Raw genomic sequence first — 13,414 nt, 5'->3', positions numbered from 1 at the left:
CATGAGCATGAGCATGAGCATGAGCATGAGCATGAGCATGAGCATGAGCATGAGCATGAGCATGAGCATGACAGTAAAAACAATAGTGCCCTACTTCACAACCTCGACTCCAAACCCAGTGACTTAATCGGTTCAACAAAACAAATCACTGCATTTTTACTTGGTTTTGACTCGCCACTGTATACCCTGCAAGTGCGCAGAAATATTAATCAGTATAAAGGTGAGCCTTTACTGGCAATTATGCCGGGGGTGACATTGAGAGAATTGTGGGAAATGCTAGATATTGTCGAACAAATCTTGCTGCTGATCACCCTTGCAGTGGTGTTGATAAGCTTACTTGGCATGTTGACCTCATTGCTTGCCACGTTGAACCAAAGACGCCGAGAACTTGCTATCCTGCGCTCAGTTGGTGCGCGGCCTTGGCATATTTTTACGCTTCTCATTAGCGAGGCGATTTTTATTACCGTATTAGGATGTGCTTTCGGTGTAGCGCTTTTTTATGCCTTGCTCATTGCAGCCCAATCCGGCCTACAAAGCCAGTTTGGCGTAGTCCTAAGTGTCTCAGCGCTCTCAAGCTATGAACTCACACTACTAAGCGTTATTATAGCTGCAGGTACTTTGATCGGCGCCATTCCTGCCGCCCGTGCTTATTTTTACTCGCTTGCCGATGGCATGCAAATTAAAACCTAAGAGGATCAAGATGCAGTTAACCGCACGAACTCACGTTTTTTACTTCATTGCATTCATCACTGCGATGGTATTCAGTGGTATCGCAAACGCAGCACCACCTAAAGAGATATTCTGGGAAGATTTAATTCCAAAAGGACATGTCCAGATCAGCAATCAAGACGCAGCAAGCCATGATGGTGCCGAACAAAATTGGGTGCAACCTGACTTAGACGCCCCAGTCGTCAAAGAGCTAGACGGCCAACTAGTCAGCTTACCCGGCTTTGTAGTGCCACTTGAAGGTGACAGTGAAGTGATCACCGAATTTTTGTTGGTTCCCTACTTTGGCGCTTGTATTCACGTGCCGCCTCCGCCACCGAACCAAATCGTACATGTCAAAATCAAAGGCGGTGTTCCGATTGAAAGCCTGTATGATGCAATCACAGTCAGTGGCACGATTAAGGTTTCTACTTGGAAGGGCGACATTGCGCAAACAGGTTATATGATGGAAGCCAAAGGCGTCGCGCCATTTGAGCTCTAAACCTCACAATCAATAAAAAAGAGTGCCAATACTTAATAGAACTTGATTGGCACTCTTACCACTGCAAAACATACAATTTTATTTCTTTTATTTACCCTACTCAGTGGCAGGAACACTGGCATACACCAGTTCAATGAGATTATTCATGGTTCGCGACTTTTGCATATACGCCTTTTCCATATACGCCAGCTCCTGAAGCTCAAATAAGGTACTTTCAACAAGAGAAAACCACTTAGTGGTCGTCTCAGCTATCTCAACTTCGCCGCGACTCGATTTTTTAAGCGCTTCATAGAGAATATTTAAGTCGTTATATTGACGTAGATAATCCATATCACCCTCAGTCAGTTGTTACCCTTGTTTTCATTTCACACTACAGTAACAAAAGCCTCGCTAAAAAATCTTGTCGAACCAACTATTCTATTAAAATGATGAAAATAAAGTGAAAAGAGTAAGTGTACTCGGAAGCGATATATCCATAATTGACTAATTAAATTTCCTCTTGCAGAAACATTTTTATTGATTACAATTGCAAGTTAACAAAGATTACACATAAAAATAACTTGGGTGGCATTGAGCAGACTCTCCCATGCAAGAAAGGACTAAATTGGTGGGCAATCCCTATTTTAAATATAACGGTGACGACCTTAGAAGAATGCGCCTTGCTGCCCAAAAAACCACGCAGCAAATGGCCGACCTCGTAGGTATTAGCCGCCAAACATACGAAAACTATGAAAATGGTGTAAGCCGCATACCTTGGGATCACTTTCAGGTTTGGTGTAACTACTGTGATATTGACCTTTCTCCCATTATTAAACAGTTTCAAGCGCTACGAAACTTAATCAGTGACTCTCAGCTTAGGCGCAAAAGCCCTACCTCTCCTGATACAAAGAAAGTGGAAGAATAGGTAACATGTTATCAGTTGATTTAAGCTGCAAAAGGAATAAAAGAATGAAATTTGTAATGCAAAAAAAATTTCGTAAGGTAATAAAAATCAAAAAGTTACCAACAGATAGCCTAAAGTCCATTAAAGGTGGCAGCCTAGGAGTGATTATACATGACTCTCGAACTTCCTCTACAGCTTCCCATGGCGGAACTGTAATAGATCCAAGATCAATTACTTAACTTCTTTGGTTTTACAAGTGATTCTCAATAGATGATTTTCAGGGCACAGTATTAACAAATTTAACCCACTGCAAAGACCGCAAGGAACACTAATATGAAACTCTTGAACCTCCATTTTGTAAAAAAGTTATTAATAACAAAACCAAAAAATAAGCTAATTTACACCCAACCTATATATATTACTTCTGCCAAATTGGTGAGTAGTGGTAGTACAGGAAAAATTGGCGATGATCCAAAAGTGGAAGCTGAGAATGAAAAAACCAATTCAGAAAGTTACCACATATGAAATTAAGTCATGTTTTAGGCAATTTGGTATTTTACTAATAAAAGTAAGTCCGAAACCAAGTAGGTAGGCCACTTTAGCTTTACAAGTTGTTCTCAATATGTGCTTTCCAGAGTACAGTATTAACAACTTTAACCACTGCAAAGCCTATAAGGAATAAGAATGACAACCCGAAATAAAATCCAATTAAAAATTAACTTACCACTGCCCATTTATCAACTAAGTCGGGTGAAAGGAGGGAGCGGTGGTTTAATAAAAGATGACCCTAGAGGAACGGGGAGTGGCGCTACAGGCTCATTCCCTACAGCACTCCACTATCAAAAAGGCGAGTAAATGAATAAGTCATTTAGCTTTTTGCTGCTTTTAATTCTCGTAGCATCAGTTTTAGCATATATACTTACTGTCCTAAATCAGGAGATCTACCTTCCGATGCTTGTTAGCGTCCTGTTAATAGCATTAAGTGTAAAGAACCAGTTGAATATCATTCATCTATCGACCCTTTTATCTATTTTAATTTTTTTAGAAATTATTACGGCCTTTTTCTTAGCCCCTTACACGGCTGAATTTCCTGCATATAAAGCAAATGCGTATATTTTTCCGTACACCTTTTCTTTGACTTAATGTCTTTTTACACGGTAAAACACAGGGTAAAAATCTCCTTATTTTTATTAAAGCGCTTTCAACCAAGCAAAAAGGAGTATGTCTATATGACCCATGCCGATATCCTTCTTGTCGGTATATTTTTCCTTTTCATAATAGTGGATGTTAGCGCATTCATCGAAAACTTAATTCGCAATATGGACTATATTTTCGGTGTCGCAGAAGATACTGCTAAGCCATTTTGGAGTTGGAATTGGGTATATCAAAGCTATCCATATGCCAAAGCAATTTTGCTCGCCGCCGTTGTAACAGTACTCTTGGCAACCGTTTACGTTGAACGTTTTCGTCCTGCGCCAATTAAAGAAAGTGAAGAAGACTCAACGCTAAAAAAATCCGAGCCACAGCATAGGTCATAGTGATCTGTGCTGCTTTTACCCTAAATCAATTGAAGGAATAAACGATGGATTTAAAACTGAACAAAAAGCAATTGAAGTCATTAGCAGGTAGTAAGCTAATTTTGGATAACAACAAGACCCGTGAGATTGGCGGTGGTTGCTCCTACCGTTGTAGTCGCAACTTAAACTGTGATCCCGGTGGCCCAACGATGGACTGCCCATCAAAAGTATTAGCCTGTGTTCCTGAGCCAAATACATTACATTGTGATTGCCCAACCAATATTTGCTAGTCACTAATCTGTCGCGATGTAATGTCGCGACAACAACCCCGTTATTCCCTGTTCAACTTATACCAATTGTATTAAGCATAGACCTCTGCTTGATACTGCTGAAAACGCATAAAGGCCTGACGAGCGCCGGTGATCAATGCATCTTCTTGTGCACAGGTTAACTCAACCGTATCGATAAATTGAATTAAGTGACGCCACGTACTGAAGGAGAGATAAGACTCAATGCACGGCTAGTAAGTGCGCTGACTGCGGTCATGGGACTTTCTGTAATTGTAAAGCGAGGGGAATCAATGGACTATGTTGGCTTTTTGAAAAGCCGCTCCAGCGATTGACACTGGAGCGAAGAAATATATCTAACTATTAGTTAACCTGAGGTTAGTTAGTTGAAGGTAACTCCATAATGCCATCAATCTCAACTTGTGCGCCTTTTGGTAGTTCTTTTACACCAATTGCAGCACGAGCTGGGTATGGTTTTCTAAAATACTGAGCCATGATCTCGTTTACCGTTGCAAAGTTGCTCAGATCAGTTAAGAAGATATTAACCTTAACCATATCTTGTAGCTCGCCACCAGCTTCTTCACATACTGCGATAAGGTTTTTGAACACTTGGTGTGTTTGCTCTGCAAAATCTTCAGAAATAAATTCCATCGTCTCTGGTACTAATGGAATTTGGCCAGATAAATAGACCGCAGTACCAACTTTTACCGCTTGGTTGTAGGTGCCAATTGCTGCTGGCGCTTTATCTGTTGAAATAATAGCTTTGTTCATTAATGTTCCTTTATTTTTTACGATACACGCGTTGTACATCTGGCATCACTCGAATTCGGCGCATAATATCAGCGACATGAATTCGGTTTTTCACGGTAATACCTAAATCAATCACGTATAAATTACTTTCTTTTTCGTCCGTTGCGATTTCGACAATATTAGCTTGGGTTGTCGCAACCACATTGGTTAATTTAGCCAACGCACCTTGGTGGTTAATTATTTCCACACGCAGCGCTGCGATATATTCTTTCTCTGGGTTGTCTTCCCACTTCACGACAAAGTACTTCGAACGCTCGTTGCGCCAACCCTTGATATTTTTACACTCTTGGCGGTGAACCATTAAGCCTTTACCTTGGCTCATATAGGCTGTGATAGCGTCACCCGGCACCGGACGGCAACATTTAGCATAGGTTACCAACATGCCTTCTGTTCCGATTATTGCGGCTTTTGCGCGTTTAGCAATATCTTCTACCGCATTATCATCTTGCAGTAAGCGCTTCGCTATCAATACGCTCATGATATTGCCACAACCAATCTCAACCAGCAGCTCCAACAAGGTATTGAGGTTATGCTCTTCAAGTACGTTGTCGATTTGCTCTTGGGCAATATCGCCTAGCTTATACTCACCCAGTGCTGAGTCGAGCAGACGACGGCCCAGTTGGATCGCTTCTTCTTCTTGTTGGCTCTTGAGATAATTGCGGATCCCAAGGCGTGCTTTACCCGTTACCACAAAATTCAGCCAAGTAGCATTAGGATGTGCACCTGAGCTGGTAACAACCTCGACCGTTTGGCCGGTATCCAGCGCTTTGCTTAATGGATAGGGCTTGCGGTTTACACGAGCACCTACACAGGTATTACCCACATCGGTATGCACGGCATAGGCAAAATCTACCGCCGTTGCGCCCATTGGTAACTCAACAATACGGCCATCTGGCGTAAAGACGTATATTTCTTCTGGGAATAATTCGGTTTTAACGTTTTCAACAAATTCAAAAGACGAGCCAGCACTTTGCTGTAGCTCAAGCAAGCTTTGCATCCACTGACGCGCACGCTGCTGCGCGGTATGGCCGGCATTATCACCTGACTTTTTATACATCCAGTGCGCTGCTACCCCTTTATCCGCCATATGATCCATATCGTGAGTACGAATTTGGATTTCTACCGGAATGCCGTGCGGGCCTACCAGCGAGGTATGAAGCGACTGGTAACCGTTGGTTTTCGGTACGGCAATATAGTCTTTAAAGCGCGTTTCAATTGGCTTATATAAATTATGCGCAACGCCTAGCACACGGTAGCAAGTATCTAGGTTGTCGACATTGATCCTAAAGGCGTAAATGTCCATCACCTCGTTAAACATCAGCTCTTTATTCAGCATCTTGCGGTAAATACTGTATAAGTGCTTTTCACGGCCTTTTACTGAGCCTTGAATACCCGCTTCTTCCAGTCTAGATTCAATTTCAGACTGAATATTGCTGATCACTTCTTTACGATTACCGCGTGCTTTGGCGACTTCTGAACGTAACGCACGATAGCGCATTGGATATAACGCCTGAAACCCGAGATCTTCTAACTCATTTTTAATATCATGAATACCAAGACGGTTTGCAATTGGTGCATAGATCTCTAGTGTTTCGCGGGCAATTCGACGGCGCTTGTCAGGACGCAAAGCGCCTAGCGTTCGCATATTGTGCGTTCTGTCTGCAAGTTTAATAAGGATGACACGAATATCCTGCGTCATCGCCATGATCATCTTGCGATAGTTTTCGGCTTGGAACTCTTTTTTATCTTTGAAGCTCAGTTTATCGAGCTTTGACACCCCTTCCACCAACTCAGCAACCGTCTCACCAAAGATCTCCGCTAAGTCGTCTTGGCTAAAGTCAGTGTCTTCAATAACATCGTGCATAAGCGCAGCCATGAGTGTTTCATGGTCAAGCTTCATGCTCGCAAGGATCTGGGTTACTTCTACTGGGTGAGTGATATAGGGCTCACCGCTAGAGCGCGTCTGTCCCTCGTGTGCCTCACGGGCCACTACATAGGCTTTTTGCACCAAATCGACGTCTTCTGGTGACAAATATTCTGAGATTTTCTTTTTGAGGCCTTCAAACAGATACATTCACACTCCAATGTTTCAGAGAAGCTATACTCGGTGAGTATAAAACGGGTTACAAGCTAGTTACTTAAGAATATACGATGAAACACCAGCAATGCCAATGAACAATTTATGCTACTTGTTAGGAAGTTAAAGGCGTTACGCGTTGTGTAATGTGCTGGCGATTTATACCAATTTGCTTAATTTCAATTGCTATAAAACAATAATGCCAGCAAAAAAGCTGGCATTATTGAATCTAGACAGTGGTTGGATTAGCGATTGCCACCAACGATTGCAGCTACTGCGGCAAGCTCTGCAGCTTCTTGGTGTTGCTGCTCTTCACGGTCGATAATATCAAGTGAGTCAGTGGTTACAAAACCTTGCTCAATTTCACGTAGCGCGATTACGGTTGGCTTGTCGTTTTCAGCATCAACCATAGGATCTTTACCGCCTACAGAAATTTGGCGAGCGCGACGCGCTGCTACTAAAATCAAGTCAAAGCGGTTACCAATTTTATCTACTGCATCTTCTACAGTTACGCGAGCCATCGAAGCACTCCAAATTCAGTTCATTATGCAAAAGGCTAGTTTACTGTATGTCTAGCCTTTCGCCAAGTATTGATGGTTAAAAAACCTCAGGTTTAAAAGTAATTATTTTAGCAAGTCGGCGATAAGCGCTTGATGACGGATAGACTGTGCTTGTTGCTCAAGTCTTGCGGCAATCACAATATGTTCAAGCTCACCGCGTGTTTGCTCAAAGTCATCATTGACAAGAATATAGTCAAACTCGTTGTAGTGTGAGCTTTCTGATTTCGCTTCAGCCATGCGGCCTGCGATTACTTCTTGAGAGTCTTGACCACGACCATTTAAGCGCTTTTCTAGCTCCGCAGTTGAAGGAGGTAAAATAAAGATGGTCTTTACGTCAGGCATCAACTCACGCACCTGACGCGCACCCTGCCAGTCGATATCTAAAAACACATCAATACCAGCGGCAAGCTGATCTTCTATCGCTTGTTTTGAAGTGCCGTAGTAATTTTCGAATACTTGCGCCCACTCAAAGAAATCGCCTTTATCGATCAATTGCTTAAACTCATCGACAGAAACAAAGTGATAATGCACACCATTTTCTTCGCCTGGACGAGGCGCTCGTGTGGTATGAGACACCGACACTTTAATGTCGTCGTGCTTTTCCAGTAACGCTTTGATTAAACTTGATTTTCCCGCACCAGAAGGCGCAGAAAGGATAAACAGATTACCGCGTGTAGGTGATGTCATAGTCATTCTCAACAATAAGTACCGGCCGAGTGGTATTGGTTTACTCAAGCTGCCGCAAAGTTAAAAGCGGGCATTATACCGAGTAACGTATAAGAATACACTAGGGATGAGAATAAGGAAAAATCAAGGAATGTTATTTCACCCAGTAGGAGCGAGTTCACCTCGCGACCTTTTAACCGCTCGCCGCGTAAAGCATCTCCTACCACGGTGTTCACCCCGTAGGAGCGAGTTCACCTCGCGATCTTTTAACTGCTCGCCGCATAAAGCGGCTCCGACCACGGTGTTCACCCCGTAGGAGCGAGTTCACCTCGCGATCTTTATACCATTTGAAGCTCAAGGCTTACGCCATGGCTAGTTCGCTCTTATCACCCATCCAGCGCCAGATAATCGGGTCAACAATATCGCTGTGGTTTTTTAGCACGGTAAAAGCGAGGCTTCTCACTTGCGGTAATAAATGTTTATCACGGCTAAGATCGGCAATTTTTAGCTCCGCCAATCCAGTTTGTTTTGTACCAAGCACTTCACCCGGGCCACGGATCTCAAGGTCGCGCTCAGCGATGACAAATCCGTCGTTACTTTCTCTAAGCACCCCCAAACGCTTTTGCGCAGTGACCGACAGTGGTGCATGGTAAAGCAGTAAACAATGTGATGCGATTTGTCCGCGACCAACACGGCCGCGCAATTGGTGAAGCTGCGCCAGACCCAAGCGCTCAGGGTTTTCAATAATGATAAGGCTAGCGTTGGGGACATCCACACCTACTTCAATCACGGTAGTTGCAACCAGCACATGGGTATGACCTTGTTTAAATTCGTCCATGATGGCCTGTTTTTCTTGGGCTTTCATGCGACCATGTACCAGCGCGATATTAAGTTCTGGCAAGGCTTCGGCAAGTGCTTTGGCGGTGTCTTCTGCGGCTTGGCATTGTAGCGCCTCCGACTCATCTATCAGCGTACATACCCAGTAAACTTGACGCTTATCTTCAACACAGGCCTTTTGTACTTTTTTGATCACTTCATTGCGTCTGGTGTCTGGCACGGCGACGGTTGTGATTGGTGTTCTGCCCGGTGGTAGCTCGTCGATAATTGAGGTTTCAAGATCTGCATAGGCCGTCATTGCCAAGGTCCTCGGGATTGGGGTTGCAGTCATCACCAGCTGATGTGGATAGCAATCGCCAAACTTTCCCTTTTCTCTCAGCGCTAGGCGCTGATGCACACCAAAACGATGTTGCTCGTCGATGATGATAAGCGCAAGGTTAGAAAACTGTACTTGCTCTTGGAATAACGCATGAGTGCCGACCACCATCTGTGCTTGCCCTGAAGCAATACGCTCAAGCGCATGAGTGCGTTCCTTACCTTTGGTTTTACCACCCAGCCATACGGTTTCTATGCCCATAGGTTCAAACCAATTAAGGAAGTTGATGCCGTGTTGTTCGGATAGGATCTCAGTGGGAGCCATCAGTGCTACTTGGTAACCTTGTGCGATAGCCGTTAACGCGCTAAGGGCTGCCACAAGCGTTTTTCCTGAGCCGACATCCCCTTGCACCAATCGCATCATGGGGTAGGGATGTTGTAAGTCGCCTTTGATCTCTGCCACTACTCGACTTTGGGCATTGGTGGGGGCAAATGGCAAGGCCGACAAAAACTGAGCTTCAAGTTGATTGCTGGGCGCTAGTGCAACCGCTTTTACCGCTTGGCCTTTTTGCCTAAGCTTAAGCAAGCTGAGGTTTTGCGCCAATAACTCTTCAAACGCCAATCTTGCCTGTGCAGGATGTTGCCCGAGCTCTAATTGCGCTAAATCCACTTCCTGTGGTGGACGGTGCAGTAATAACAGCGCTTCTTTTAAGCTTTGCTGTGATGGCCGATATTGAGCTGGCAAATAGTCTGGTACATCATATTTGCGCAGTAACTCAACGGCTTGATCGGCAATTGCCCGAATGCTCAGTTGCTTTAACCCTTCGGTGGTAGGGTAAACTGGGGTAAGCGTCGCAAGGCTCGGATCGCTCGGTGCAGAGCGTGTCTCTTTGATGCTGTATTCTGGATGCGCCATTTCAAAGCCATAATGACCGCGGCGAACTTCACCAAAACAGCGGATCACTTTGCCCGCTTGCATGGCATTTTTTTGTGCCGCATTAAAGTTGAAAAAGCGCAGCGCGATCCGCCCCGTCCCATCATTAACATAACACACCAACATGCGGCGTTTGCCTTGCGTGATTTCGCAGCGTTCAATCTCGGCTTCAATGCTGACATGGCTATGCGCTTGTAGCTCGCAGATAGGATAGGTGCGCGCACGATCTTCGTAGCGCAGCGGAAGGTGAAATAACATGTCTTGTACCGATTGAATGCCAAGTTTGGCCAAACGCTCGGCCGCTTTTGGGCCTACGCCTTTTAATTCGGTGATTGGATAAGTGGCCAAATTTGGTGTCGACATGCTAATCCTCTAGCGCGATCCGCGTTATTTATTTCTTCTGCGTAAACTTAAGAATGTCCCAAAAAGCGTCGTCTGCAACGATTTCACCATGCTCATCAAGTGCCGGGTAAGGTAGCCCTTTTTCGCGACAGCGGGTTGCAATGATTGGATGACATCCTTCAAATAGTAACTTATGTTTTACCACAGGATCCATCATATCTGTACGTTTGTACAGTCCGGCTGCATCTCTTTGGCGCTGCGCTTCGTATAAAATAAGCGCTGCAGCAACAGACACATTGAGTGATTGCACCATACCTTGCATTGGGATCACGATGTGCTGATCCGCATGCTCAAGTGCGCGCTCTGAGATCCCTAAACGCTCTTGCCCAACAATAATTGCGGTAGGTTTGGTGTAATCAATTTCACGAAAATCAACGGCGCTATCGCTAAGGTTGGTTGCTAATAATTGTACACCTGGGTTTTGTTCACGAATTGTCGCAACAGCTTGGTCTATATCCTCATGCATATGGGTTTCAACCCAATTTTTGCTGCCGCCTGAGGTATTGTTTGTTAACCGTCTTTGATCTTGTGGCCATACTGCGTGTACGTGGTGACAGCCAACCGCGTCTGCGGTACGTACTATCGCTGACAGATTATGGTGCTTATGCACTTCATCTAGGCACACTGTGAGGTCGGTTTGGCGTCTATCTAATACGCTTTTTACACGATGGAATCTATTCTCAGCCATCTACTTACTACTCTAATCAAAAAATTCCCGCGATTATAACAAAAAAGAAGCTAGGGCATAACGGTGCGCTGAATTGGGTTTTGCAGTGAGATTAGTGTTTCGGTTGACTGGATCGACTCAATGGTTTGCACTTTATTAATAAGCACATCCTGTAGGTGGTCGATGGAGCGCGCCATCACTTTGATAAAAATGCTGTAATTACCCGTGGTGTAGTAAGCCTCAACAACTTCTTCAAATTCCTTTAAACGTGCGATGGCTCCCGGGTAGTCGCCGGCGTGTTTTAGGTTTATTCCGATAAAACAGCAGACATCATAACCAAGCCGTTTAGCATTAATGCTTACTTGAGTCCCTTCAATGATCCCCGCTAGCTTCATTTTTTCGACCCGAACATGGATGGTACCGGCGCTAACAGCAAATCTTTTTGCTAATTCCGCGTAGGGTGTCCGAGCATTTTCTTTTAAAGCATGAAGGATGGATCTATCCAGATTGTCGATCTCATAATTTTCCATGTAAATATCCATTAACAATTGTCGTTTATATAAAATTTATAGCATATTTTTGATGAAAACAATTATGTAAAGGTGTTTTTGTTGCGGGTTATTGATGTTTGTGTCGCTTTCTTTAAATATAGACTCAACAAAACGACAAATTCGGGAATGAGGATCTAATCATGTTGAGCAAGTATCAAGAGACACAAAAACAGATAGCACGAGTAAAACAAGTATTTTCAGCACAGCTAACCGAGCAATTGGGTTTAGTTGAAGTACAAGCGCCTATTTTGGCGCGTTTGGGCGACGGTATTCAAGACAACCTAAGTGGCCACGAGCAGGCGGTACAGGTAAAAGTGAAAACGCTACCGGATGCGCAGTTTGAGGTAGTGCATTCACTTGCTAAGTGGAAGCGTAAAACACTAGGCGATTATGGTTTTGCTAAAGGTGAAGGCCTCTACACGCACATGAAAGCACTACGTCCTGACGAAGATAAGCTATCGCCAATCCATTCTGTCTATGTGGATCAGTGGGACTGGGAAAAGGTGATTTGCGAAAACAGTGAGCGTTCGCTGGCTAAATTAAAAGAAACGGTAGAAACCCTTTATCGCTCAATTAAAGCAACGGAAAAAGTGGTTGAGGATGAGTTTGGCATTGCGGCATTCCTCCCTGAGAAAATTACGTTTGTACACAGTGAAGAATTACGCACTATGTATCCAGATTTTACTGCCAAGCAACGTGAAAAAGCGATTGCCCAAGAATATGGCGCGGTATTTTTAATTGGCATTGGTGGTGAGCTTGGTGATGGTAAGATTCATGACGTTCGCGCGCCGGATTACGACGACTGGTCAACACCAACGTGCGATAAATATCAAGGGCTTAACGGTGATATTTTGGTGTGGAACCCGGTGCTAGAAGACGCATTTGAGATCTCGTCAATGGGCATTCGTGTTTGTCCTGATTCGCTTGCAAGACAGCTTAAATTAACCGATGACGAAGCACGCTTGAGTTTAGATTGGCACCAACAGTTAGTTGCGGGTGAATTACCACAAACCATAGGAGGTGGTATTGGCCAATCGCGTTTAGTGATGTTGCTGTTGCAAAAGCAGCATATTGGTCAGGTACAAGTTGGGGTATGGCCTGAAGAAGTACGTAGCAGCGTAGCAGATTTGCTTTAAACAGATCGCGAGATGAACTCGCTCCTACGGGGTGAATACTTTGGTAGGAGATGCTTTACGCGGCGAGCGGTTAAAAGATCGCGAGGTGAACTTGCTCCTACGGGGTGAATACCTCGGTAGGAGCCGCTTTATGCGGCGAGCAGTGAAAAGATCGCGAGGTGAACTCGCTCCTACGGGGTGAATTCCGTGGTAGGAGCCGCTTTACGCGGCGAGCGGTTAAAAGATCGCGAGATGAACTCGCTCCTACGGGGTGAACACCGTGGTCGGAGATGCTTTATGCGGCGAGCTATTAGGAGATCGCGAGGTGAACTCGCTCCTACGGGGTGAATACTTTGGTAGGAGCCGCTTTACGCGGCGAGCGGTTAAAAGATCGCGAGGTGAACTCGCTCCTACGGGGTGAATACTTTGGTCGGAGATGCTTTACGCGGCGAGCAGTTAAAAGATCGCGAGATGAACTCGCTCCTACGGGGTGAACACCGTGGTAGGAGCNNNNGCTTTACGCGGCGAGCAGTTAAGAGATCGCGAGGTGAACTCGCTCCTACGGGGTGAACACCGTGGTAGGAGG

Annotated in this window: 16 protein-coding genes; 8 read left to right on the top strand and 8 right to left on the bottom strand. The window is 44.7% G+C overall.

Features of this window, described 5'->3' with window-relative positions; translation table 11 throughout:
* Both CKO50_RS24580 and CKO50_RS09850 read left to right on the top strand, forming a co-directional pair.
* Positions 1–690: ABC transporter permease (locus CKO50_RS24580; protein WP_255229512.1), on the top strand; the 690-nt coding region annotated here is incomplete at its 5' end.
* A 10-nt stretch (positions 691–700) separates the two neighbouring features.
* A complete protein-coding gene (locus CKO50_RS09850; RefSeq protein ID WP_010605860.1) occupies positions 701–1,207 on the top strand; it encodes a DUF3299 domain-containing protein in 507 nt (168 codons plus the stop codon).
* Between the two features lie 96 nt (positions 1,208–1,303).
* Here CKO50_RS09850 and CKO50_RS09845 read toward each other — a convergent pair whose 3' ends face one another.
* Entirely contained in the window at positions 1,304–1,537 is a 234-nt protein-coding gene (locus CKO50_RS09845) for a hypothetical protein (RefSeq protein WP_010374281.1), read from the bottom strand.
* A gap of 256 nt (positions 1,538–1,793) precedes the next feature.
* Between CKO50_RS09845 and CKO50_RS09840 the strand changes: the two genes are divergently transcribed.
* From CKO50_RS09840 to CKO50_RS09825, 5 genes are all read left to right on the top strand, one after another.
* Positions 1,794–2,111, top strand: coding sequence for a helix-turn-helix transcriptional regulator (locus CKO50_RS09840; protein ID WP_095728013.1), 318 nt, complete (start codon positions 1,794–1,796; stop codon positions 2,109–2,111).
* A gap of 312 nt (positions 2,112–2,423) precedes the next feature.
* Positions 2,424–2,615 (top strand): hypothetical protein, encoded by a 192-nt coding sequence (locus CKO50_RS09835; RefSeq protein WP_095728012.1) that lies wholly within the window; start codon positions 2,424–2,426, stop codon positions 2,613–2,615.
* 159 nt (positions 2,616–2,774) lie between these two features.
* Entirely contained in the window at positions 2,775–2,945 is a 171-nt protein-coding gene (locus tag CKO50_RS23960) for a hypothetical protein (RefSeq protein ID WP_176474639.1), read from the top strand.
* Between the two features lie 374 nt (positions 2,946–3,319).
* On the top strand, positions 3,320–3,628 hold the full coding sequence (locus CKO50_RS09830; RefSeq protein WP_176474638.1) for a hypothetical protein: 309 nt from the start codon (positions 3,320–3,322) through the stop codon (positions 3,626–3,628).
* Positions 3,629–3,672: 44 nt separating this feature from the next.
* On the top strand, positions 3,673–3,897 hold the full coding sequence (locus tag CKO50_RS09825) for a hypothetical protein (RefSeq protein ID WP_095728011.1): 225 nt from the start codon (positions 3,673–3,675) through the stop codon (positions 3,895–3,897).
* Between the two features lie 375 nt (positions 3,898–4,272).
* Here the strand turns inward: CKO50_RS09825 and CKO50_RS09815 are convergent, their stop codons facing one another.
* The 7 genes from CKO50_RS09815 to asnC all read right to left on the bottom strand — a co-directional run bounded on the left by CKO50_RS09815 (position 4,273) and on the right by asnC (position 11,692).
* Positions 4,273–4,665 carry a RidA family protein gene (locus CKO50_RS09815; protein WP_010374286.1) on the bottom strand — a complete coding sequence of 131 codons (393 nt, stop codon included), beginning with the start codon at positions 4,663–4,665 and terminating at the stop codon, positions 4,273–4,275.
* A 10-nt stretch (positions 4,666–4,675) separates the two neighbouring features.
* Positions 4,676–6,778, bottom strand: a complete 2,103-nt coding sequence (spoT, locus tag CKO50_RS09810) for a bifunctional GTP diphosphokinase/guanosine-3',5'-bis pyrophosphate 3'-pyrophosphohydrolase (protein ID WP_095728010.1) — start codon at positions 6,776–6,778, stop codon at positions 4,676–4,678.
* A gap of 248 nt (positions 6,779–7,026) precedes the next feature.
* The gene (rpoZ, locus tag CKO50_RS09805; RefSeq protein WP_010374289.1) at positions 7,027–7,302 is read right to left on the bottom strand and encodes a DNA-directed RNA polymerase subunit omega; all 276 of its coding nucleotides are present in this window, start codon (positions 7,300–7,302) and stop codon (positions 7,027–7,029) included.
* A gap of 102 nt (positions 7,303–7,404) precedes the next feature.
* Entirely contained in the window at positions 7,405–8,028 is a 624-nt protein-coding gene (gmk, locus tag CKO50_RS09800; RefSeq protein WP_095728009.1) for a guanylate kinase, read from the bottom strand.
* Between the two features lie 340 nt (positions 8,029–8,368).
* Entirely contained in the window at positions 8,369–10,456 is a 2,088-nt protein-coding gene (recG, locus tag CKO50_RS09795) for an ATP-dependent DNA helicase RecG (RefSeq protein ID WP_095728008.1), read from the bottom strand.
* A 28-nt stretch (positions 10,457–10,484) separates the two neighbouring features.
* Positions 10,485–11,183 (bottom strand): tRNA (guanosine(18)-2'-O)-methyltransferase TrmH, encoded by a 699-nt coding sequence (gene trmH / locus CKO50_RS09790; RefSeq protein WP_010605868.1) that lies wholly within the window; start codon positions 11,181–11,183, stop codon positions 10,485–10,487.
* 50 nt (positions 11,184–11,233) lie between these two features.
* A complete protein-coding gene (gene asnC / locus CKO50_RS09785) occupies positions 11,234–11,692 on the bottom strand; it encodes a transcriptional regulator AsnC (protein ID WP_095728007.1) in 459 nt (152 codons plus the stop codon).
* A 161-nt stretch (positions 11,693–11,853) separates the two neighbouring features.
* Between asnC and asnA the strand changes: the two genes are divergently transcribed.
* Entirely contained in the window at positions 11,854–12,849 is a 996-nt protein-coding gene (gene asnA, locus CKO50_RS09780) for an aspartate--ammonia ligase (RefSeq protein WP_010374293.1), read from the top strand.
* Positions 12,850–13,414 lie beyond the last annotated feature (565 nt).

Source organism: Pseudoalteromonas sp. HM-SA03 (assembly GCF_002289345.1).
In the GTDB taxonomy this organism is placed as follows: Bacteria; Pseudomonadota; Gammaproteobacteria; order Enterobacterales; family Alteromonadaceae; genus Pseudoalteromonas.
The sequence above is the reverse complement of the archived record's forward strand: the minus strand, read 5'-3'. Positions and strand labels throughout refer to the sequence as shown.

What these genes read in the sequence shown, in the direction of transcription:
- CKO50_RS09850 (WP_010605860.1), top strand. Translation starts at nt 701, where the DNA reads ATGCAGTTAACCGCACGAACTCACGTTTTTTACTTCATTGCATTCATC.
- CKO50_RS09845 (WP_010374281.1), bottom strand. Translation starts at nt 1,537, where the DNA reads ATGGATTATCTACGTCAATATAACGACTTAAATATTCTCTATGAAGCG.
- CKO50_RS09840 (WP_095728013.1), top strand. Translation starts at nt 1,794, where the DNA reads ATGCAAGAAAGGACTAAATTGGTGGGCAATCCCTATTTTAAATATAAC.
- CKO50_RS09835 (WP_095728012.1), top strand. Translation starts at nt 2,424, where the DNA reads ATGAAACTCTTGAACCTCCATTTTGTAAAAAAGTTATTAATAACAAAA.
- CKO50_RS23960 (WP_176474639.1), top strand. Translation starts at nt 2,775, where the DNA reads ATGACAACCCGAAATAAAATCCAATTAAAAATTAACTTACCACTGCCC.
- CKO50_RS09830 (WP_176474638.1), top strand. Translation starts at nt 3,320, where the DNA reads ATGACCCATGCCGATATCCTTCTTGTCGGTATATTTTTCCTTTTCATA.
- CKO50_RS09825 (WP_095728011.1), top strand. Translation starts at nt 3,673, where the DNA reads ATGGATTTAAAACTGAACAAAAAGCAATTGAAGTCATTAGCAGGTAGT.
- CKO50_RS09815 (WP_010374286.1), bottom strand. Translation starts at nt 4,665, where the DNA reads ATGAACAAAGCTATTATTTCAACAGATAAAGCGCCAGCAGCAATTGGC.
- spoT (WP_095728010.1), bottom strand. Translation starts at nt 6,778, where the DNA reads ATGTATCTGTTTGAAGGCCTCAAAAAGAAAATCTCAGAATATTTGTCA.
- rpoZ (WP_010374289.1), bottom strand. Translation starts at nt 7,302, where the DNA reads ATGGCTCGCGTAACTGTAGAAGATGCAGTAGATAAAATTGGTAACCGC.
- gmk (WP_095728009.1), bottom strand. Translation starts at nt 8,028, where the DNA reads ATGACATCACCTACACGCGGTAATCTGTTTATCCTTTCTGCGCCTTCT.
- recG (WP_095728008.1), bottom strand. Translation starts at nt 10,456, where the DNA reads ATGTCGACACCAAATTTGGCCACTTATCCAATCACCGAATTAAAAGGC.
- trmH (WP_010605868.1), bottom strand. Translation starts at nt 11,183, where the DNA reads ATGGCTGAGAATAGATTCCATCGTGTAAAAAGCGTATTAGATAGACGC.
- asnC (WP_095728007.1), bottom strand. Translation starts at nt 11,692, where the DNA reads ATGGAAAATTATGAGATCGACAATCTGGATAGATCCATCCTTCATGCT.
- asnA (WP_010374293.1), top strand. Translation starts at nt 11,854, where the DNA reads ATGTTGAGCAAGTATCAAGAGACACAAAAACAGATAGCACGAGTAAAA.